At 39.8% G+C, this 21815-nt stretch carries 14 protein-coding genes; 12 read left to right on the forward strand and 2 right to left on the reverse strand.

The window, feature by feature from the left end:
• Window positions 1–84 precede the first annotated feature (84 nt).
• From glgB to HT725_RS01090, 6 genes are read left to right on the forward strand one after another with little or no spacing between them, the layout of a single operon-like run.
• Window positions 85–2013, forward strand: coding sequence for a 1,4-alpha-glucan branching protein GlgB (glgB, locus tag HT725_RS01065; RefSeq protein ID WP_173217848.1), 1929 nt, complete (start codon window positions 85–87; stop codon window positions 2011–2013).
• Entirely contained in the window at window positions 2003–3145 is a 1143-nt protein-coding gene (locus HT725_RS01070; protein WP_000787253.1) for a glucose-1-phosphate adenylyltransferase, read from the forward strand. Before glgB ends, HT725_RS01070 begins: the two co-directional genes overlap by 11 nt.
• Entirely contained in the window at window positions 3135–4274 is a 1140-nt protein-coding gene (gene glgD / locus HT725_RS01075; RefSeq protein ID WP_173217850.1) for a glucose-1-phosphate adenylyltransferase subunit GlgD, read from the forward strand. The genes HT725_RS01070 and glgD overlap by 11 nt, the downstream gene beginning before the upstream one ends.
• Complete coding sequence (gene glgA, locus HT725_RS01080) at window positions 4271–5704, forward strand: glycogen synthase GlgA (protein WP_173217852.1); 1434 nt, start codon at window positions 4271–4273, stop codon at window positions 5702–5704. Before glgD ends, glgA begins: the two co-directional genes overlap by 4 nt.
• A 58-nt stretch (window positions 5705–5762) precedes the next feature.
• Window positions 5763–6407 carry a phosphoserine phosphatase SerB gene (gene serB, locus HT725_RS01085; protein WP_173217854.1) on the forward strand — a complete coding sequence of 215 codons (645 nt, stop codon included), beginning with the start codon at window positions 5763–5765 and terminating at the stop codon, window positions 6405–6407.
• Between the two features lie 8 nt (window positions 6408–6415).
• Window positions 6416–7531 carry a glycerate kinase gene (locus HT725_RS01090; RefSeq protein ID WP_173217856.1) on the forward strand — a complete coding sequence of 372 codons (1116 nt, stop codon included), beginning with the start codon at window positions 6416–6418 and terminating at the stop codon, window positions 7529–7531.
• Here the strand turns inward: HT725_RS01090 and HT725_RS01095 are convergent.
• Window positions 7528–7974, reverse strand: coding sequence for a DUF1694 domain-containing protein (locus HT725_RS01095; protein WP_173252901.1), 447 nt, complete (start codon window positions 7972–7974; stop codon window positions 7528–7530). The genes HT725_RS01090 and HT725_RS01095 overlap by 4 nt on opposite strands.
• A 163-nt stretch (window positions 7975–8137) precedes the next feature.
• Between HT725_RS01095 and eno the strand changes: the two genes are divergently transcribed.
• Window positions 8138–9442 carry a surface-displayed alpha-enolase gene (gene eno, locus HT725_RS01100; protein ID WP_000022821.1) on the forward strand — a complete coding sequence of 435 codons (1305 nt, stop codon included), beginning with the start codon at window positions 8138–8140 and terminating at the stop codon, window positions 9440–9442.
• A 126-nt stretch (window positions 9443–9568) separates the two neighbouring features.
• Here eno and HT725_RS01105 read toward each other — a convergent pair whose 3' ends face one another.
• Window positions 9569–10078: a tyrosine-type recombinase/integrase gene (locus tag HT725_RS01105; RefSeq protein WP_173217860.1), complete on the reverse strand. Its 510-nt coding sequence runs from the start codon at window positions 10076–10078 to the stop codon at window positions 9569–9571.
• Window positions 10079–10267: 189 nt separating this feature from the next.
• On the opposite strand from HT725_RS01105, the gene HT725_RS01110 reads away from it, so the two are divergent.
• From HT725_RS01110 to HT725_RS01130, 5 genes are all read left to right on the forward strand, one after another.
• Window positions 10268–11533 carry a hypothetical protein gene (locus HT725_RS01110; protein ID WP_173217862.1) on the forward strand — a complete coding sequence of 422 codons (1266 nt, stop codon included), beginning with the start codon at window positions 10268–10270 and terminating at the stop codon, window positions 11531–11533.
• A gap of 785 nt (window positions 11534–12318) precedes the next feature.
• Window positions 12319–13206, forward strand: coding sequence for a diacylglycerol kinase family protein (locus HT725_RS01115; RefSeq protein WP_050253051.1), 888 nt, complete (start codon window positions 12319–12321; stop codon window positions 13204–13206).
• A 211-nt stretch (window positions 13207–13417) separates the two neighbouring features.
• The gene (rexB, locus tag HT725_RS01120; RefSeq protein WP_173217864.1) at window positions 13418–16693 is read left to right on the forward strand and encodes an ATP-dependent nuclease subunit B; all 3276 of its coding nucleotides are present in this window, start codon (window positions 13418–13420) and stop codon (window positions 16691–16693) included.
• On the forward strand, window positions 16690–20340 hold the full coding sequence (gene addA / locus HT725_RS01125) for a helicase-exonuclease AddAB subunit AddA (RefSeq protein ID WP_173252902.1): 3651 nt from the start codon (window positions 16690–16692) through the stop codon (window positions 20338–20340). Before rexB ends, addA begins: the two co-directional genes overlap by 4 nt.
• A gap of 131 nt (window positions 20341–20471) precedes the next feature.
• Window positions 20472–21650 carry a hypothetical protein gene (locus HT725_RS01130; RefSeq protein ID WP_173217868.1) on the forward strand — a complete coding sequence of 393 codons (1179 nt, stop codon included), beginning with the start codon at window positions 20472–20474 and terminating at the stop codon, window positions 21648–21650.
• Window positions 21651–21815 lie beyond the last annotated feature (165 nt).

A 21815-nucleotide genomic window follows, 5' to 3' on the forward strand; every position in this document is an offset into this window, starting at 1 on the left:
TAAGTATAGTAATTTACTTGAATCTTCTCTAAAAAGGTAGTATAATAAAAACATAGAAAACGCTTACAGAAAAGAGGGGGTATTATGGATAAAAGAGAAGCTTTGCGCACCTTTATGACAGGAGAGAATTTTCACCTTCAGCATTATCTAGGAGCACATAAAGAGCAAGTGAATGGAGAGTATGGCTATACTTTCCGTGTTTGGGCACCTAATGCTCAGGCTGTCCACTTGGTGGGGGATTTTACCAACTGGATTGAGGGTCAGATTCCAATGGTAAGAAATGACTTTGGGGTCTGGGAAGTCTTTACCAATATGGCTCAAGAAGGGCATATTTACAAATATCATGTCACACGTCAAAATGGTCATCAACTGATGAAGATTGACCCTTTTGCTGTCAGATATGAGGCGCGTCCAGGAACAGGGGCAATCGTAACAGAGCTTCCTGAGAAGAAATGGAGGGATGGACTTTGGCTGGCACGAAGAAAACGTTGGGGCTTTGCTGAACGTCCTGTCAATATCTATGAAGTTCACGCTGGCTCATGGAAAAGAAATCCTGATGGTAGTCCTTATAGTTTTGCCCAGCTCAAGGATGAACTCATTCCTTATCTCGTTGAAATGAACTATACTCATATTGAGTTTATGCCCTTGATGTCCCACCCTTTGGGGTTGAGTTGGGGTTATCAGCTTATGGGTTACTTCGCTTTAGAGCATGCTTATGGTAGACCAGAGGAGTTTCAAGATTTTGTCGAGGAGTGTCATATCCATAATATTGGGGTTATCGTAGACTGGGTACCAGGTCACTTTACCATCAATGATGATGCCTTAGCCTATTATGATGGGACACCGACTTTTGAGTACCAAGACCATAATAAGGCTCATAACTATGGTTGGGGCGCTCTCAATTTTGACCTTGGAAAAAATGAAGTCCAGTCCTTCTTGATTTCTTGTATTAAGCATTGGATCGATGTCTATCATTTGGATGGTATTCGTGTGGATGCTGTTAGCAACATGCTCTATTTGGACTATGATGATGCTCCATGGACACCTAACAAAGATGGGGGAAATCTCAACTATGAAGGTTATTATTTCCTTCAACGCTTGAATGACATTATTAAGTTAGAATATCCAGATGTGATGATGATTGCAGAAGAAAGTTCGTCTGCAACCAAGATTACGGGAATGAAAGAGCTTGGTGGTCTAGGATTTGACTACAAATGGAATATGGGCTGGATGAATGATATCCTCCGTTTCTACGAAGAAGACCCAATTTACCGTAAGTATGACTTTAATTTGGTGACTTTCAGCTTTATGTATGTTTTCAATGAAAACTATCTCTTACCATTCTCGCACGATGAAGTGGTTCATGGCAAGAAGAGTATGATGCATAAGATGTGGGGAGATCGTTACAATCAATTTGCAGGTTTGCGCAATCTCTACACTTACCAAATTTGTCACCCTGGTAAGAAATTGCTCTTCATGGGTAGCGAATATGGTCAATTCCTAGAATGGAAATCTGAAGAACAGTTGGAATGGTCTAACCTAGAAGACCCAATGAATGCTAAGATGAAGTATTTCACTTCTCAGCTAAACCAGTTTTACAAAGACAACCGCTGTTTGTGGGAAATTGATACCAGCTATGATGGTATTGAAATCATTGATGCGGATAATCGAGACCAGAGTGTTCTTTCCTTCATCCGTAAGGGTAAGAAGGGCGACATGCTAGTCTGCGTCTTTAATATGGCACCTGTTGAACGAAAAGATTTTACAATCGGTCTGCCTGTTGCAGGGATTTATGAAGAAGTCTGGAATACTGAGTTAGAAGAGTGGGGAGGCGTTTGGAAAGAACATAATCAAACTGTTCAAACGCAAGAAGGACTATGGAAAGATTATGAGCAGACCTTAACCTTTACCCTACCGGCTATGGGGGCTAGTGTCTGGAAAATCAAACGTCGCTTGAAATCTGCAAAAACCGTCACAAGTAAAAACCAAAAAGGAGTAGAAAATGAAGAATGAAATGTTAGCTTTGATTCTTGCTGGTGGGCAAGGAACTCGTCTCGGTAAACTCACTCAAAGCATCGCAAAACCAGCTGTGCAATTTGGTGGGCGCTACCGTATCATTGACTTTGCCCTTTCAAACTGTGCCAACTCAGGGATTCACAATGTTGGAGTCATTACACAGTACCAGCCACTTGCTCTCAACAATCATATTGGGAATGGTTCAAGCTGGGGACTAGATGGTATTAATTCTGGTGTTTCTATTCTCCAACCTTATTCTGCCAGTGAAGGAAATCGTTGGTTTGAGGGGACTAGTCACGCTATTTACCAAAATATCGACTATATCGACAGTGTCAATCCTGAGTATGTCTTGATTTTGTCTGGGGATCACATCTACAAAATGGACTATGATGATATGCTCCAGTCTCATAAGGATAATAATGCCAGCTTGACAGTAGCAGTTTTAGACGTCCCTCTTAAAGAAGCAAGCCGTTTTGGTATCATGAATACTGATGCCAACAATCGTATTGTTGAATTTGAAGAAAAACCAGCTCAACCTAAATCTACAAAAGCTTCTATGGGAATCTACATTTTTGATTGGCAACGCCTTCGTAATATGTTAGTCGCTGCTGAAAAGAGCAATGTAGATATGTCAGACTTTGGTAAAAATGTCATTCCAAATTACCTTGAGTCAGGTGAAAGTGTTTATGCTTACGAATTTAGTGGTTATTGGAAAGACGTCGGTACGATTGAGTCACTTTGGGAAGCGAACATGGAGTACATTTCTCCAGAAAATGCCTTGGATAGCCGTAACCGTCAATGGAAGATTTACTCAAGAAACTTGATTTCACCACCAAACTTCCTCGGTGCAAATGCTGATGTGGAAGACTCATTAGTTGTAGACGGATGTTTCGTTGATGGAACTGTTAAACATTCTATCCTTTCAACAGGCGCGCAAGTTCGCGAAGGAGCGGAAGTTGTTGATTCAGTTATCATGAGTGGAGCTATCATTGGTCAAGGAGCTAAGATTAAACGTGCCATTATTGGTGAAGGTGCGATTATTTCTGACGGTGTCGAAATTGATGGAACAGATGAAGTACAAGTTGTAGGATATAATGAAGTAGTGGGGGTAGCAACAGATGAAGATTGATAAATATTCTGCCATTTTAGGAAATACAGTTGGTTTTCATGATATGTCGACATTGACGGACCACCGTCCAGTAGCAAGTTTGCCATTTGGTGGGAAATATCGTTTGATTGACTTCCCGCTTTCTAGTCTTGCTAATGCAGGTGTTCGTAGTGTCTTTGGTATTTTCCAGCAGGATAATATCAGCTCAGTCTTTGACCATATTCGTTCAGGACGCGAGTGGGGCTTATCAACCCTTCTTAGCCATTACTATCTAGGAATTTACAATACCCGTGTAGAAAGTAGCACAGTTGGAAAAGAGTACTACCAGCAGCTTCTCACTTATTTGAAACGTTCTGGGTCAAACCAAACAGTTTCACTCAACTGTGATGTTTTGATTAACATTGATTTGAACCAAGTTTTCCACCTACATAGTACAACAAAAGGGCCTATCACTGTAGTTTATAAAAAACTAGCTAAGAAAGATATTTCAGAAGTAAATGCAATCTTAGAAGTGGATGAAACAGACCATGTTCGTTCTCATAAACTCTTTGATAGCAAGTCAGCAGCTGAAACGTTCAATATGTCTACAGATATCTTTGTCGTTGATACACCTTGGTTGATTGAACGCTTGGAAGAAGAAGCTAAAAAAGAACATCCAGAGAAGTTGCGTTATGTTTTACGGGATTTGGCTGCAAAAGAGGGAGCTTTCGCCTACGAGTATACAGGCTACCTTGCAAATATTCATTCTGTAGAGTCTTATTACCAAGCTAATAAAGATATGCTTGAATCACAGAAATTCTATTCTCTCTTCTCACCAAATCAAAAGATTTATACAAAGGTCAAAAACGAAGAACCAACTTATTATGCTAATACATCTAAAGTAAGCACTTCTCAGTTTGCGTCTGGTAGTATCATTGAAGGTCAAGTGGCTAATTCTGTTCTATCACGTAATATTCATGTCCATAAGGATAGCTTGGTTAAAGATAGCCTACTCTTCCCTCGTGTTGTTATTGGAGAAGGTGCTCAGATCGAATATGCTATCTTGGACAAGGGTGTTGAAGTTGAGCCTGGTGTTGTGATTCGAGGAACTGCAGAACATCCAGTTGTCGTTAAGAAAGGTAGCAAAGTAACAGAGGATATTCATTCATGAAAATTTTATTTGTAGCAGCAGAGGGTGCACCCTTTTCAAAAACAGGTGGTCTGGGAGACGTCATTGGCGCTCTTCCTAAATCACTGGTAAAAGCGGGACATGAAGTTGCAGTGATTTTACCCTACTATGACATGGTAGAGTCTAAATTTGGAAATCAGATTGAAGATGTGCTTCATTTTGAGGTGAGTGTTGGTTGGCGCAGACAGTATTGTGGGATTAAGAAAACCGTCTTAAACGGTGTAACCTTCTACTTTATTGACAGCCAATATTATTTCTTCCGTGGTCATGTTTACGGTGATTTTGATGATGGGGAACGTTTCGCTTTCTTCCAACTGGCTGCCATTGAGGCTATGGAAAGGATTGACTTCATTCCTGACCTTCTCCATGTTCATGACTACCATACAGCTATGATTCCTTTCTTGTTAAAGGAAAAATACCGTTGGATTCAAGCCTATCAAGGAATAAAAACTGTTTTAACCATTCATAATTTGGAATTTCAAGGACAATTTTCAGAAGGAATGTTATGGGATTTGTTTGGAGTCGGCTTTGAACGTTATGCTGATGGTACCCTTCGCTGGAACAACTGTCTGAACTGGATGAAGGCTGGTATTCTTTATGCTGACCGTGTTTCAACCGTTTCACCTAGCTATGCTCATGAAATTATGACCAGTCAGTTCGGATGTAACTTGGATCAGATTCTTCGAATGGAATCTGGCAAGGTGTCTGGTATCGTGAACGGGATTGATGCTGATCTGTATAATCCTCAGACGGATGTCCTTTTAGACTATCATTTTAATCAGGAAGATTTGTCTGGGAAAGCCCAAAACAAGGCAAAATTACAAGAAAGAGTTGGCTTGCCAGTTAGAGCTGACGTTCCACTGGTGGGAATTGTTTCTCGTTTGACACGTCAAAAAGGTTTTGATGTGGTGGTAGAAAGTCTGCACCATATCTTGCAAGAAGATGTCCAGATTGTTCTTTTGGGAACTGGAGATCCAGCCTTTGAAGGAGCTTTCTCATGGTTTGCTCAGATTTACCCAGACAAGCTATCAGCAAATATCACTTTTGATGTCAAACTAGCTCAAGAAATCTACGCTGCTTGCGACCTCTTCCTCATGCCAAGTCGTTTTGAACCGTGTGGCTTGTCTCAAATGATGGCGATGCGTTACGGAACCTTGCCATTGGTTCATGAAGTTGGTGGCTTGCGAGATACTGTTCGAGCCTTTAATCCAATTGAAGGAAGCGGTACTGGCTTTAGCTTTGACAACCTATCTCCTTATTGGTTAAATTGGACTTTCCAAACAGCTTTGGACTTGTATAGAAATCATCCAGACGTATGGAGAAATCTACAAAAACAAGCTATGGAGTGTGATTTCTCATGGGATACAGCCTGCAAGTCATATCTTGACTTGTACCATAGTTTAGTTAACTAATAGATAAAATCGTATGATGACTTCATACGATTTTTGGGCTGTTTAGAGAGGAGAACTGATGTCTCAAGTAAAAGGCTTGTGTGTTATGGATGTGGATGGAACCTTAATCCTAGAAGAAGTGATTGATTTTTTGGGAAGAGAGGTAAGTCGTGAGGAGGAAATTTCGCAGATTACAAGTCAGGCAATGCGAGGAGAGATAGACTTTGAAAGCAGTTTACGAAAAAGAGTGTCCTTCTTGGAAGGTCTTCCTATTTCGGTCTTTGATAAAGTTTTCAACTCAATTCATCTATCGCCAAATGTTCAAGAATTCATCTCTATTCTCCAAAAGAATGGCATCCTAGTTGGTCTGGTGTCAGGTGGATTTACACCAATAGTTGAAAGATTAGCAAAATCCCTCGACATTGCCTATTTCTCTGCCAACCAACTTGAAGTAAAAAGTGGCTTTCTAACAGGAAAATTAGTTGGACAAATTATCAGTCCCCAGATCAAAAAAGAGACTCTGGAAAAATGGAGAGAGAAACTAAAACTTCCTAAAGAAAGAACGATTGCAATCGGTGATGGGGCCAATGATTTATTGATGTTGAAGTCAGCGGGACTAGGAATCGCCTTTTGTGCAAAAGAAGTACTCAAAAAAGAAATACCAAATCATGTTGACAAGAGGGATTTTTTAGAAGTTCTACCTTTGATTGACTGTTTAGAATGAGGGAAAATATGAAGATTGTAATTGCACCAGATTCGTTTAAGGAAAGCTTGTCTGCTCAACAGGTGGCTGAAGCTATTAAAAGAGGTTTCCAACAATCGATAGCAGATGTAGAATATCTCCTCTGCCCTGTTGGTGATGGGGGAGAAGGTACTGTAGATGCTATCCGACATTCTCTTGACCTAGAAGAAAAATGGATCCAAGTGACAGGCCCTTTTGGCCAAAAAGAAGCCATGCGCTATTTTCAAAAAGGGAAACTGGCACTATTTGAAGTTGCTGATTTGGTTGGCCTTGGAAAAATTCCGATAGAGAAACGAAATCCACTTCAAATCCAAACTCGTGGTATCGGAGAGTTGATTCGCCATCTCATTGCTCAAGGGATTAAAGAAATCTATATCGGCGTTGGTGGCACGGCCAGTAATGACGGAGGAATTGGGATCGCTGCTGGTTTAGGTTATCGATTTTATGATAAGGATGGAAATGTCTTGCCTGCATGCGGTCAATCCTTACTAAAATTAGCTTCTGTTTCAACAGAAAATCGCTATGAACTTCCTGAAGATGTGCAAATTCATATTTTAGCAGATGTTGTGAGTCCCTTATGTGGTCATCAAGGTGCGACCTACATTTTTGGCAAACAAAAAGGCCTACAACCTACTATGTTTGCAGTCGTAGATCAAGCGATCCAAGATTTTTATGAAAAAGTCTCACCTGCAACATTAGAAATTAAAGGAGCAGGAGCTGGTGGAGGCCTTGCTGCTGGTTTGTGTGCCTTTGCTCAGGCAAATATCGTGTCTGGAATTGATACCTGTTTAGATTTGATTGATTTTGATAAGAAAGTTGCATATGCTGACTTGGTTATCGTCGGCGAAGGTAGACTGGACAGTCAAAGCTTTGCTGGGAAAGCGCCGATAGGCGTAGCAAAAAGAACCCCTGTCGGAGTTCCTGTCATTGCTATTTGTGGTAGTCTTGCTGAAGATTTACCTTCCCTACCATTTGAAAATATTCAAGCTGCCTTTTCAATTTTGGAGAAAAGTGAATCTTTAGAAGAGAGTTTGAAAAATGCCAGTCTCTATCTGGAGCGCACGGCTGCCAATATTGGGCACTTATTAAATATGCACAAGATTTAGCCAAACCATTTCTTCCAGAAGGATGTTTTGACTGGTTCTTCCTTTTGAACTTCCCAAAGTTTTGCAAAAGCAAGTCGAAGGTCCTTTTCTTCTACTTGTACTGGTGTATCGGTATGGATAATCAGTCCAAAAGGAGAAGAAGTGTGCTCTTCAGATACTATGGTAGCTTGGCTATCAGTTTCTTTTGCTTCTTTTAAGTAGAAAACTTGTTTGTCAAATTCGATAGTTGGTGAAATCTTCACAAATAGTGGCTCTGCTTTTTCTTGAAGATTTTCTAAAATAGATAAAAAACCTTTTTCTAGCTGAGGGCTATTTGCTGTGTCAATATCTGCATATCCAAGAACTCTTTCCTCAAAGGTACCAAGATAGCGTCTTTGCTCATCTGGATTTAATTTTGAGCCACCATGAGCTTTTTCAAGTAATTGTTTTGATAAATCTGTCATGAAAACAGTATATCATAAAAGTTAGAATAAAACAGACAAAAGAAAGCGATTACTTTATAAAGTTAAGGAAAATTTGCACAAAGATAACGTTTTTTCTTGAAAAAGGAGGGCTTTTAAGGTATTATAGAGGTGTAAAAAATTTAACTCATAAGGAGAGTAAAAAATGTCAATTATTACTGATGTTTACGCTCGCGAAGTCCTAGACTCACGCGGTAACCCAACACTTGAAGTAGAAGTTTACACTGAATCAGGTGCTTTCGGACGTGGTATGGTTCCATCAGGAGCTTCTACTGGTGAACACGAAGCAGTTGAACTTCGCGACGGTGACAAATCTCGTTACGGTGGTCTTGGTACACAAAAAGCTGTTGACAACGTAAACAACATCATTGCTGAAGCAATCATCGGCTACGATGTACGTGACCAACAAGCAATCGACCGTGCTATGATCGCACTTGACGGTACTCCTAACAAAGGTAAATTGGGTGCAAACGCAATCCTTGGTGTGTCTATCGCTGTAGCTCGTGCTGCTGCTGACTACCTTGAAATCCCACTTTACAGCTACCTTGGTGGATTCAACACTAAAGTTCTTCCAACTCCAATGATGAACATCATCAACGGTGGTTCTCACTCTGACGCTCCAATCGCTTTCCAAGAATTCATGATCGTACCTGCTGGTGCGCCATCATTCAAAGAAGCTCTTCGTTGGGGTGCTGAAATCTTCCACGCTCTTAAGAAAATCCTTAAATCTCGTGGTCTTGAAACAGCCGTAGGTGACGAAGGTGGATTCGCTCCTCGTTTTGAAGGAACTGAAGATGGAGTTGAAACTATCCTTGCTGCTATCGAAGCTGCTGGATATGTTCCAGGTAAAGACGTATTTATCGGATTTGACTGTGCTTCATCAGAATTCTACGATAAAGAACGTAAAGTTTACGACTACACTAAATTTGAAGGTGAAGGAGCAGCTGTACGTACTGCTGCAGAACAAATCGACTACCTTGAAGAATTGGTAAATAAATACCCAATCATCACTATCGAAGATGGTATGGATGAAAACGACTGGGACGGTTGGAAAGCTCTTACTGAACGTCTTGGTGGCAAAGTTCAATTGGTTGGTGACGACTTCTTCGTAACAAACACTTCTTACCTTGAAAAAGGTATTGCAGAAGGTGCTGCTAACTCAATCCTTATCAAAGTTAACCAAATCGGTACTCTTACTGAAACATTCGACGCTATCGAAATGGCGAAGGAAGCTGGTTACACTGCCGTTGTATCACACCGTTCAGGTGAAACTGAAGATTCAACAATCGCTGACATTGCAGTTGCAACTAACGCAGGACAAATCAAGACTGGTTCACTTTCACGTACAGACCGTATCGCTAAATACAACCAATTGCTTCGCATCGAAGACCAACTTGGTGAAGTAGCAGAATACCGTGGATTGAAATCATTCTACAACCTTAAAAAATAAAATAGTTCAGTGAACTATTTTATCCCGAACCTTGAAATTCAAAAGTTCGGCCGTTGATTTAACAACGTTTCTAGCCCCTCGGATTTTATCCGAAGGGCTATTTTTGTATTTAGGGGGCAAAACTTTTTAAAAAATCTTTTTCATAACTTTATCCAGTACATTGATTGCTTCATCTTTCATGTTCTTTGTGACGTGGGTATAGATGGAATTAGTAACATCAGAATCAGAATGTCCAACCCTATCCATGATTGTTTTTAGCGGAATTTTATTTTCAGCTAAAATGCTAATAGTTGTATGTCTGAAGATGTGAGGGGACAGATGTTTGGGAATTGGTTTTTTAAGGCGTTCGTTTGCTCGCTGGAGAGACTTGCTTAGAATTGAACTGTGGATTGGCTTACCAGTGTTTGTGACGAATATACGAGTGCTCTTGTACCAATTTGGGTCAGTATTTTCACTGAGCTGGTTCAGTTCAACCATTTTGTCTAGTATCTCAATCTCTCTCTTTGTGAGGTGAGTTGTTCTGAAGCTGGCAAAAGTCTTAGTTCCATCATCATCTGGAATGTATCGATTGAATGTTGTATGGATGTCTAATGTCTTGCTATCTTTATGATATTTGTTTAACGTAAGAGCAGCCAATATCTCCAAACAATTGAGGAGGATAGAAGTTTGATTAGTAGCTGACTAGTCCTTGTGTTATCTTGCTATATTGTGCGGAAATATTTCTATGTACAAGGTTCTAATTCTTATATTTTTGACAATAATATAAGAAAATAGTATACTAAATAGACAGTCATTGATTGTAGTGATAACAGTTAGGAGAAAATAGTGTTAAAACGTATTTTAAATATAGCATTAGCTTATGTCGGTGTTGTTATTGGTGCTGGACTATCTTCAGGCCAAGATTTAATGCAATACTTTGTTAGTTTTGGTAAATGGGGTATCATTGGAACGATTGTTCTTGGAATCATAAGTATTATTTTTGGTAAAATTATCATTACCTTAGGAAGCTATTTCCGTTCAAATGATCATTTTGAAGTTCTTTCCCAAATTGCCGGGCCTATTACTAATAAGATTCTTGATTTTGCTTTAATTGTTTCCTGCTTTGTAATTGGTTTTGTTATGATTGCAGGAGCTGGTTCAAATCTTAACCAACAATTTGGTTTGCCATTTTGGTTGGGAGGATTGATTTGTGCTATCTTGGTCATTATTGTCAGTTTTCTTAATTTTGAAAAGATTACCAGCGTTCTTGGGATATTTACTCCTTTGGTCTTTGTCATGATTATCATTATGGCAGTCCATACGTTCGTAGGGAAAAGTTTTGATTTTGAAGAGTTAGAAGCAATCACAGCTACACTTTCTTCTCCAATGCCCAATGTATGGGTTTCTTTACTAAATTATTTCGCACTAACTGTTATGACTGGTGTATCCATGGCATTTGTCTTAGGAGGTTCTGTCATGAGAATTGGTGTTGCGGAAAAAAGTGGTCTCTTAGGTGGACTTGTAGTTAGTTTGATTATTACCGTAGCAACTGGTATTTTATACGCCAATATAAAACTTGTTTCAACTGTTGATATTCCTATGTTAACAATTGCGGAGCAAATTCATCCTCTATTTTCTTTACTGTATGCTCTAATTATTTTTGGACTCATTTTTAATACAGCTTTCAGTTTATTTTATGCCTTGGCAAAACGTTTCTCTTCCAACAAACCTAAGCGCTTTTACCCTATTCTAATTGCTACGGTCGCTATAGGATATGGTTTATCTTTTATGGGATTTAAAGAATTAGTCTCCATTATGTATCCTCTTTTAGGTTATGTCGGTTGTCTAATGCTGGTCATTTTAGCAGTGGCATGGATAAAAGAAAGAGGAAACATCAAAGGGGAAAAATCTTTAAGACGAAAGATGATTCGATTGATAACCAAAAAATATGACGATGAACAAGAATATACTATTAAAGATAAAGCGACATTTCACCAACTAGGTGAAGATTCTATTATAGATACTAAAAGTATCAAAAGTGATATCAAGGATTTGGTTAAAGAACAGTTTGTTGATGATAATACAGAGCATAATGAAAATGTCTTATCTTAAATGATAAAAAATCTTTAAAATCAGAAAAGTGCATGTTATCAGGTGTCAAAAACACTTGATAAGATGCCTTTTATTATAGAGATATTCATCCTCTTTAAAAATTTCTTCAAACCATGTCAGTCTAATCTACAAATTCAAAACAGTGTCTTGAGCTGACCGCGTTAGTTTGATCTGTAACCTCAAAGTCCTGCTTTAAGCAAGCTGTAGCTAGCTTTCTAGTTTGCTATTTGATTTTGATTGAGTATTATTTCATATTCTCTTAAAAATTGAGTTTTTTCCATCCTTAGCTGAACTGACTTTTGAAGTATTTTCATATTCAGATTAGTAGACAATGAACATTAACTCATCTACTTGCTAGTAGCTAGTCAGACAAAGACTGATTTATATATGGGGAAATATTCTTTCAAGTGAGTTTTATCTTTATCCGAAACTAGAAAATAGCAATAATATCTACGAACTATATTCCATCGTGTGGAGGAGAGAGACTAATTTGGATGATTAAGAACAACCTACTAGTAAAAAATAGATCATTTTTTAATATGAGATAAAAACCGATATTAAAAGCAATTTATTTCTATTTTTTAACATTTCATTGTATAATAGCAATATACGCAAATATCATGTGTCATCAGGTTAATACTCTTAGAAAATCTTTTTAAACCATGTTAGGCTAATATACAGACTCAAAACAATGTCGTGAGTAGCCTGCGTCTAGTTTCCTAGTTTACGCTTTGATTTTCATCGAGAATAACCTTTCTATTTCAATTTTAAGGAGAAAATACAGAGTGAAAAAAATAATGCTAATTATCAATCCAACTTCTGGAGGAGAAAAAGCTTTAGATTACAAAGAGAAGCTGGAGAATAAAGCAAGAGAGTATTTTGATGATGTGGAAACTAAAATTACTCAAAAAGCTAAAGATGCTACAAATTTCGCAGAAGAAGCTGCTAGAGAAAGATATGAATCAATTCTAGTTTTTGGTGGAGATGGTACGGTCAATGAAGTTATTTCAGGGATTGCTGAAAGGGACTATATTCCTAAACTGGGAATTATACCAGGTGGTACTGGTAACCTGATTACAAAACTTTTAGAAATCAATCAAGATATTGACGGAGCTATTGAAGAACTAGATTTCAATTTAACTGATAAGATTGATATCGGAAAAGCAAATGGTCACTATTTTGGATATATCTTTAGTATCGGGTCTCTCCCTGAAGCCATTCATAATGTTGAAATTGAAGATAAAACGAAATTTGGTATCTTGGCTTATGCAGTTAATACCATGAAGTCTGTCATGACAGATCAAGTCTTTAACATTAAAGTTGAAACCGAAAATGGAAATTACCTTGGGGAAGCAAGTCATGTTTTAGTACTTCTAACAAATTATTTTGCAGATAAAAAAATCTTTGAAGAAAACAAGGATGGATATGCAAATATTCTAATTTTGAAAGATGCTTCTATATTCTCTAAATTATCTTTGATTCCGGATTTGTTAAAAGGAGATCTTGTAGAGAATGAAAATATTGAATATATAAAGGCACGTACTATTAAAATTTCTTCTGATATCGAATTAGAGTCGGATGTTGATGGCGATAAATCAGATAATCTACCAGTCGACATCAAGGTACTAGGACAACACATTGAAGTGTATTCCGTACCTAAGAAACAATCATAAAACTCAAAGCCTTGTTACCGAGGCTTTTTTCATTATGTGATTTTCAGTAGGCAGATTTATTCTATCTATAATACAAGTAAAATTAAGTATTTAAGATCTAGCAGATTTAGCAGATGATGAATAAAAGAAAGGATGGCCTAAATATTTTAACAGATTTACGAGACTAATCATGGTATAATATAGGGTAATGAAAAATTCCAACGAGGCAGAGATGAAATTACTTTATACTGATATTCGGACTTCTTTGACCGAGGTTCTAACTAGAGAAGCAGAAGAGCTAGTTGCTGCTGGCAAGCGAGTCTTCTATATCGCTCCTAACTCTCTTTCTTTTGAAAAGGAACGCGCCGTGCTGGAATGCTTGTCCCAGCAGGCTTCTTTTGCGATTACCGTCACGCGCTTTACTCAAATGGCTCGTTACCTGATTTTGAATGATTTGCCTGCCAAGATCAGTCTTGATGATATTGGTCTTGGGATGGCCTTTTACAAATGCCTTGCCGAACTTGATCCTAAGGATTTACGTGTTTATGGCGCTATCAAGCAAGATCCTCAATTTATCCAGCAGTTGATTGAGCTTTACCACGAGATGACCAAGGCTCAGATGAACTTTTTAGACTTGGAGAGTTTGACGGATGAGGACAAGCGATCTGATTTACTCTTGATTTTTGAGAAGGTAACGGCCTATCTCAATCAAGGCCAGTTGGCTCAAGGAAGTCAGTTGTCTCAATTGATTGATGCTATTGAGAATAACAAAGTTAGTAGTGATTTTACTCAAATCGCCTTAGTCATTGATGGATTTACCCGTTTTTCTGCCGAAGAAGAACGAATTGTGGACTTACTTCATGGCAAGGGAGTTGAGATTATTATTGGGGCTTATGCTAGTAAGAAAGCTTATACCAGTCCATTCGCTGAAGGCAATCTCTATCAAGCCAGTGTGGAGTTTCTCCATCATCTAGCCTCTAAATACCAAATTCCTGCTCAAGACCGTTCTCAGACTCATGAGAAGATGGATAGTTTTGATAAGGCCTCTCGTTTGCTGGAGTCTTCTTATAACTTTTCAGAACTCGCTTTGGATGTCGATGAGAAAGACCGTGAAAACTTACAAATCTGGTCTTGCTTGACACAAAAGGAGGAGTTGGAGTTAGTAGCCCGTAGCATTCGTCAGAAATTACATGAGAACTCAGACCTGAGCTACAAGCATTTTCGTATTCTCTTGGGGGATGTAGCTTCTTATCAATTATCTCTAAAAACGATTTTTGACCAGTATCAGATTCCTTTTTATATTGGTAGAAGCGAAGCTATGGCTCACCATCCCTTGACACAGTTTGTCGAGTCTATCTTGGCTTTAAAACGCTATCGTTTCCGTCAGGAGGATTTGATTAACCTTCTCAGAACAGGTTTGTATACCGACCTTAGTCAGGCTGATATTGATGCTTTTGAGCAATATATCCGTTATCTTGGTATCAATGGCTTGCCAGCCTTTCAGCAAATCTTTACCAAATCCCACCATGGAAAATTTAATCTGGAACGTTTAAATGCTCTTCGTTTGCGTATTTTAACCCCTCTTGAGACTCTTTTTGCTAGCCGAAAACAAAAGGCTGAAAATCTCTTGTACAAGTGGAATAGCTTTCTAAAAGAAGGAGCTGTGACCAAGCAGTTGCAAGATTTGACAGCCACTATGGAAGCTCTTGAACAGGAAAGACAAGCCGAGGTTTGGAAGGCATTCTGTCATGTTTTAGAACAATTTGCGACTGTTTTTGCTGGTTCACAGGTTAGTCTGGAGGACTTCCTAGCCTTGCTCCATTCTGGAATGAGCCTATCTCAGTACCGTACCATTCCAGCAACAGTGGACACCGTTCTGGTGCAGAGTTATGATTTGATTGCTCCTCTGACAGCTGACTTTGTTTATGCCATTGGGCTGACTCAGAATCATTTACCAAAAATTGCGCAAAACACCAGTCTATTGACAGATGAAGAAAGACAAAGCTTAAACCAAGCAACCGAAGAAGGCGTTCAATTGCTGATTGCCAGCAGTGAAAACCTCAAGAAAAATCGCTATACTATGCTTTCCTTGGTCAATTCTGCTCGTAAGCAGTTGGTCTTATCGGCTCCAAGCCTTTTTAATGAAAGTGAAAGTAAGGAATCTGCCTATCTTCAAGAGTTGGTCCATTTTGGATTTAGTCGAAAAGAGAAGAGGATGAATCACAAAGGGCTGTCTAAGGAGGATATGGGGTCCTATCACAGTCTTTTGTCCAGTCTGGTTGCCTATCACCAGCAGGGCGAGACGAGCGATACTGATCAAGATTTGACTTTTGTTAAGGTTCTGGCGCGTGTCATGGGTAAAAAACTAGATCAGCAAGGTCTGGAAAATCCAGCTCTCCCAACCAGTCCAAACAGTAAGCAGTTGGCTAAGGACACCTTGCAGGCGCTCTATCCTGCTGATCAGGAGTTTTACCTGTCTACATCTGGTTTGACGGAGTTTTACCGGAACCAATACAGTTATTTTCTTCGCTACGTTTTAGGCTTGCAAGAAGAATTACGCCTGCGTCCAGATGCCCGTAGTCACGGGAATTTTTTGCACCGCATTTTTGAACGTGCCTTGCAGTTGCCTGACGAAGATTCTTTTGACCAACGTTTAGAACAAGCTATTCAAGAAACCAGTCAAGAACGCGAATTTGAGGCTATTTATCAAGAAAGTTTAGAAGCCCAGTTCACCAAGGAAGTTCTGCTTGATGTCGCACGGACGACTGGACATATTCTCCGACACAATCCAGCCATCGAAACCATCAAAGAGGAAGCGAATTTCGGTGGAAAAGAGCAGGCCTTTATTCAATTGGACAGTGGTCGCAGTGTCTTTGTACGAGGCAAGGTGGACCGGATTGACCGTTTGAAAGCTGATGGAGCGATAGGAGTAGTAGACTACAAATCCAGTCTGACTCAGTTCCAGTTTCCTCATTTCTTTAATGGGCTCAATTCCCAGTTGCCAACCTATCTAGCTGCCTTAAAAAGAGAAGGGGAGCAGAACTTTTTTGGTGCCATGTACTTGGAAATGGCTGAACCCGTCCAATCTTTGATGGCGGTTAAAAGTCTGGCAGGTGCAGTCGTAGAAGCCAGCAAATCTATGAAATACCAAGGACTCTTTTTAGAAAAAGAAAGCAGTCATTTGGGCGATTTTTACAACAAAAACAAGGCTAATCAGCTGACAGATGAGGAATTTCAGCTCCTACTGGACTACAATGCCTGTCTTTACAAGAAAGCTGCTGAGAAGATTTTAGCAGGCCAGTTCGCCATTAACCCTTATACCGAAAATAGCAGAAGTATTGCCCCATACGTCCAGCAACACCAAGCCATCACAGGATTTGAAGCCAATTATCACTTGGGCCAAGCCCGTTTCCTAGAAAAGTTGGACTTAGCTGATGGCAAGCGCCTGATCGGAGAAAAACTCAAGCAAGCTTGGTTTGAAAAAATGAGAAAGGAGTTGAAACGATGAAGTCCATTCCCTTTTTAACTGAGGAAGAAATTCAAAAATTGCAAGAAGCTGAAGCAAATTCGAGCAAGGAACAAAAGAAAACTGCCGAACAAATCGAAGCTATCTACACTTCTGGCCAGAATATTCTGGTCTCAGCATCGGCTGGTTCTGGAAAGACCTTTGTCATGGCCGAGCGCATTCTGGACCAATTGGCGCGTGGTGTCGAAATTTCTCAACTCTTTATCTCAACCTTTACCGTCAAGGCTGCGACTGAACTTAAAGAACGTTTGGAGAAGAAAATCAGCCAACAAATTCAAGAAAGTGGCGATGTTGACTTCAAACAACACTTGGGTCGCCAGTTGGCAGACCTACCCAACGCTGCCATCGGAACCATGGACTCTTTCACACAAAAATTCCTTGGTAAACATGGCTATCTGATTGATATTGCGCCTAATTTCCGTATTTTACAAAACCAGAGCGAGCAACTTCTTCTCAAAAACGAAGTCTTCCATGAGGTATTTGAAGCCCATTACCAAGGTAAACAGAAAGAGACCTTTAGTCATTTACTGAAAAACTTTGCTGGACGTGGCAAGGATGAACGGGGGCTACGCCAGCAGGTCTATAAAATCTATGACTTTCTCCAATCCACCAGCAATCCTCAGAAATGGCTGAGTGAATCTTTCCTCAAAGGCTTTGAGAAAGCTGATTTTACGAATGAAAAAGAAAAACTAACTGAGCAAATCCAGCAAGCCCTTTGGGACTTGGAAAGTTTCTTCCGTTATCATCTGGATAATGATGCCAAGGAATTTGTAAAGGCTGCTTATTTAGAAAATGTTCAGTTAGTTCTGGATGAAATTGGCTCCTTAAATCAAGAGTCTGATAGGCAGGCTTATCAAGCAGGGCTTGCGCGTGTTGTCGCAATCTCTAAGGAAAAAAATGGTCGAGCTCTGACGAATGCCAGTCGTAAGGCTGATTTGAAGCTTCTGGCTGATGCTTACAACGAAGAGAGAAAGACCCAGTTTGCTAGGCTAGGACAACTAGCAGACCAGATAACCATTCTCGACTATCAAGAACGTTATCATGGAGACACTTGGAAACTAGCTAAAACCTTCCAAACCTTCATGAGTGATTTTGTGGAGGTTTATCGTCAGAGAAAACGACAGGAAAATGCCTTTGAATTCGCTGATATAAGCCATTACACTATCGAGATTTTAGAGAATTTCCCGCAAGTCCGTGAGGCTTATCAGGAGCGTTTCCACGAAGTCATGGTCGATGAGTATCAGGATACCAATCACATTCAAGAACGGATGCTGGAATTGCTGTCTAATGGCCATAATCGCTTTATGGTGGGGGATATCAAGCAATCTATCTACCGTTTCCGTCAGGCAGACCCGCAGATTTTCAATGAAAAATTCCAACGCTATGCGCAAAATCCCCAAGAAGGCAAGCTGATTCTCCTAAAGGAAAATTTCCGTAGTAGTTCAGAAGTGCTATCAGCAACCAATGATGTTTTTGAACGTCTTATGGACCAAGAAATCGGAGAAATCAACTATGATAACATGCACCAGCTTGTTTTTGCCAATACCAAACTGATTCCTAATACAGACAATAAGGCAGAATTTCTCCTCTACGACAAGGACGACACAAGTGAGGAAGAAGAGGGGCAGGCAGAAATGAAACTAACAGGCGAAATGCGCTTAGTTATCAAGGAGATTCTGAAACTTCATCAGGAGAAAGGTGTTTCCTTTAAAGAAATTGCCCTTCTGACCTCCAGTCGCAGTCGTAATGACCAGATTCTTCTCGCCCTGTCTGAGTATGGAATTCCTGTCAAAACCGATGGAGAGCAAAACAATTATCTCCAATCCCTAGAAGTGCAAGTCATGCTAGACACCCTTCGTGTCATTCACAATCCCCTGCAAGACTATGCCTTGGTTGCCCTTATGAAGTCTCCAATGTTTGGCTTTGATGAGGACGAGTTAGCACGTTTGTCCCTTCAGAAAGCAGAGGATAAAGTCCAAGAAAATCTCTATGAGAAACTGGTCAATGCTCAAAAACTTGCAACAAGCCAGAAAAACTTAATTCATACTGATTTAGCTGAAAAACTAAACCAATTCATGGATATCTTGGATTCTTGGCGCTTGTATGCCAAAACCCACTCCCTCTATGACTTGATTTGGAAGATTTACAATGACCGTTTTTATTATGATTATGTTGGGGCTTTGCCAAATGGTCCTGCTAGACAGGCTAATCTCTATGCCCTAGCACTGCGAGCTGACCAGTTTGAAAAGAGTAATTTCAAAGGCTTGTCACGTTTTATTAGTATGATTGACCAAGTTTTAGAAGCCCAGCACGATTTGGCAAGCGTGGCCGTCGCACCGCCAAAAGATGCAGTAGAGCTCATGACCATTCACAAGAGTAAAGGGCTAGAGTTTCCTTACGTCTTTATACTCAATATGGATCAGGATTTTAACAAGCAAGACAGCATGTCAGAAGTCATTCTCAGCCGTAAAAATGGACTAGGTGTCAAATACATTGCCAAGATGGATACAGGAGCAGTCGAAAATCACTATCCTAAAACCATCAAACTCTCCATTCCTAGCCTGACCTATAGACAGAACGAAGAGGAATTACAGCTGGCAAGCTACTCAGAGCAGATGCGTCTGCTGTATGTTGCCATGACGCGGGCTGAGAAAAAGCTCTATCTTATCGGTAAGGGCTCTCGTGAAAAGCTGGAGGGCAAAGAATTTCCTGCAGCTAAAAATGGAAAACTAAACAGCAACACTAGACTTCAAGCAAGTAATTTCCAAGATTGGATTTGGGCTATCAGTAAAGTATTTGCAAAGGATAATCTCAACTTTAGCTATCGTTTTGTTGGTGAAGATCAGCTGACTAGAGAAGCTATCGGTCAGTTGGAAACCAAGAGTCTTCTCCAAGATAGCTCCCAAGCAGACAATCGTCAGTCAGAAACCATTAAAGAAGCTCTTGAAATGCTGAAAGAAGTGGAAGTTTATAATACTCTTCATCGCGCAGCTATTGAACTTCCTAGTGTTCAAACCCCAAGTCAAATCAAGAAATTCTACGAACCAGTTATGGATATGGAAGGTGTCGAGATTGCAGGTCAAGGCCAGTCAGTAGACAAGAAAATCAACTTTGATTTACCAGATTTTTCAAGCAAAGAAAAGGTAACAGGAGCTGAGATTGGTAGTGCTACCCACGAACTGATGCAGAGAATTGACCTCAGCCAGCGACCAACGCTTGCTAGCCTGACAGAAACTCTCAAACAAGTTCAAACCAGCCAAGCTGTCAAATGCAAGATTAATCTTTCGAAAATTCTTGCATTCTTTGACACAGCGCTCGGTCAGGAAATTCTCGCTAATACCAACCATCTTTATCGCGAGCAACCTTTCTCTATGCTCAAACGAGACCAAAAGAGTCAGGAAGATTTCGTTGTCCGTGGTATCCTTGATGGCTATCTGCTTTACGAGGATAAAATCGTTCTGTTCGACTATAAGACAGACCGCTATGATGATCCAAGTCAACTCATAGACCGCTATCGTGGTCAGTTAGCCCTATACGAAGAGGCTTTATCACGAGCCTATTCGATTGAAAATATTGAAAAATACTTGATTTTACTCGGTAAAGACGAGGTTCAAGTTGTAAAAGTATAATTTATACTCTTCGAAAATCTCTTCAAACCACGTCAGCTTTATCTGCAACCTCAAAACTGTGTTTTGAGCAGCCTGCGGCTAGCTTCCTAGTTTGCTCTTTGATTTTCATTGAATATTAGAAAGGAGACCTCATGACACTTCCGGTTAGAAAATCCCTGCATGATGCGGTTTTACAGGCTTCAAAATCTGATACTTGGGAACAAGCTACCAAGGAATGGAATGAAGTTTCCTTGATTTTTAACGGTATCGGCCGTAGCAATTGTGTGTGTGGAAATGCCATCAAATACGCTTACGAACTCTTTAACGGTGTCACAGGTCAACGCCTCTTTCCGATTGGTAGTGATTGTGTTCGGCATTTTCATCGATTGACCCTTGACCAGCAATTGGAAGAGGAAGAAAAACTACTCAGAAAGGCTGAAAATCTGACCAGAAAAGCCCAGAAAAAGGAAAAAATCAAGGTTAACAAAAGTGACTTTGACGAGCGACTTCTAAAGTGGCTCTGGGAAAAAGGTGTTTTTAAACCTAATCGTGGCAATCAGTTCTCCCCTGATAGAGACTACCAGCTCTTCCTAGAAGTCTTTCAAGGAGGAAGTTGGACCAAGGCGGAACCAAAGAAAAAGGCTCGGATGGAAGAAGTTCTTGAAAAATGTATCAAACCCTTTTTACTTGGAAAACCAGATGACCAACTCTACCTTGTCAAACTAGGAAAAGATAAAATTGACTACGAACAAGAACTCCGTATTCAGGCAGAGAAAGAGCGCAAAAAGAGAGATAAAATCGCCAAGCAATATGCAGACAATCTGGTTCTAGCTATGGGCCCAGCAGAGCGTGCCTATCAAGATTACTTTGGATTTACAGAGACCCTGACTCAAGAAGAACGCAAATGGGAGAAAATTCTTTTTGGTAAAAATCGGACAGAACGGGCTATCAAGGCCAAACAATACCAAAAAGAGCTGGAAAAAGACCAACGAATTGCTAGTCAGGATCCAATTGAAAGAAAGCAGAAGCAGACCTGGCTCCTCAATTCCTATTTTCGTGAGCTTCCTGAAGAAAAAGCCAGATTTGCTCGGCTCTTATTAGAATATCGAAAAAGTGGAGAAGTGCCTTTTTCAACTGAATACTTATCAGACCATCTGCTAGACTTTTTCTATAAAATGAAAGCCTTTGAATTTGAAATCGCACCAGAACAAGTCCGAGACTTTTTAAAAGAAAGCCTCCAGACAGAACATCTATCCTCAGCACAAGAAAGCTGGATAGAAGGTATTCTCCTCAACTGCCTCAAACCATTTTTAGAACGATTAGTGATATGAGTAACACCTGCCGTGGAAATGCCATGGTAGGTGTTACTGTATCCCCAAAATAATATAAAACAAAGTATGAAAACGCTACGCAATTTTAAGACATTTCGGTAAATAAAGAGTATAATTAAGGTATATTGCCTTTTTTATAGATAATACACTAATATAATAAAGGTC

Origin of the sequence: Streptococcus sp. 2579 (genome assembly GCF_013277195.1) — a bacterium.
In the GTDB taxonomy this organism is placed as follows: domain Bacteria; phylum Bacillota; class Bacilli; order Lactobacillales; family Streptococcaceae; genus Streptococcus.

Bases quoted from the DNA above. Each gene is read 5' to 3' on its own strand.
- glgB (WP_173217848.1), top strand. From the start codon at position 85: ATGGATAAAAGAGAAGCTTTGCGCACCTTTATGACAGGAGAGAATTTT.
- HT725_RS01070 (WP_000787253.1), top strand. From the start codon at position 2,003: ATGAAGAATGAAATGTTAGCTTTGATTCTTGCTGGTGGGCAAGGAACT.
- glgD (WP_173217850.1), top strand. From the start codon at position 3,135: ATGAAGATTGATAAATATTCTGCCATTTTAGGAAATACAGTTGGTTTT.
- glgA (WP_173217852.1), top strand. From the start codon at position 4,271: ATGAAAATTTTATTTGTAGCAGCAGAGGGTGCACCCTTTTCAAAAACA.
- serB (WP_173217854.1), top strand. From the start codon at position 5,763: ATGTCTCAAGTAAAAGGCTTGTGTGTTATGGATGTGGATGGAACCTTA.
- HT725_RS01090 (WP_173217856.1), top strand. From the start codon at position 6,416: ATGAAGATTGTAATTGCACCAGATTCGTTTAAGGAAAGCTTGTCTGCT.
- HT725_RS01095 (WP_173252901.1), bottom strand. From the start codon at position 7,974: ATGACAGATTTATCAAAACAATTACTTGAAAAAGCTCATGGTGGCTCA.
- eno (WP_000022821.1), top strand. From the start codon at position 8,138: ATGTCAATTATTACTGATGTTTACGCTCGCGAAGTCCTAGACTCACGC.
- rexB (WP_173217864.1), top strand. From the start codon at position 13,418: ATGAAATTACTTTATACTGATATTCGGACTTCTTTGACCGAGGTTCTA.
- addA (WP_173252902.1), top strand. From the start codon at position 16,690: ATGAAGTCCATTCCCTTTTTAACTGAGGAAGAAATTCAAAAATTGCAA.
- HT725_RS01130 (WP_173217868.1), top strand. From the start codon at position 20,472: ATGACACTTCCGGTTAGAAAATCCCTGCATGATGCGGTTTTACAGGCT.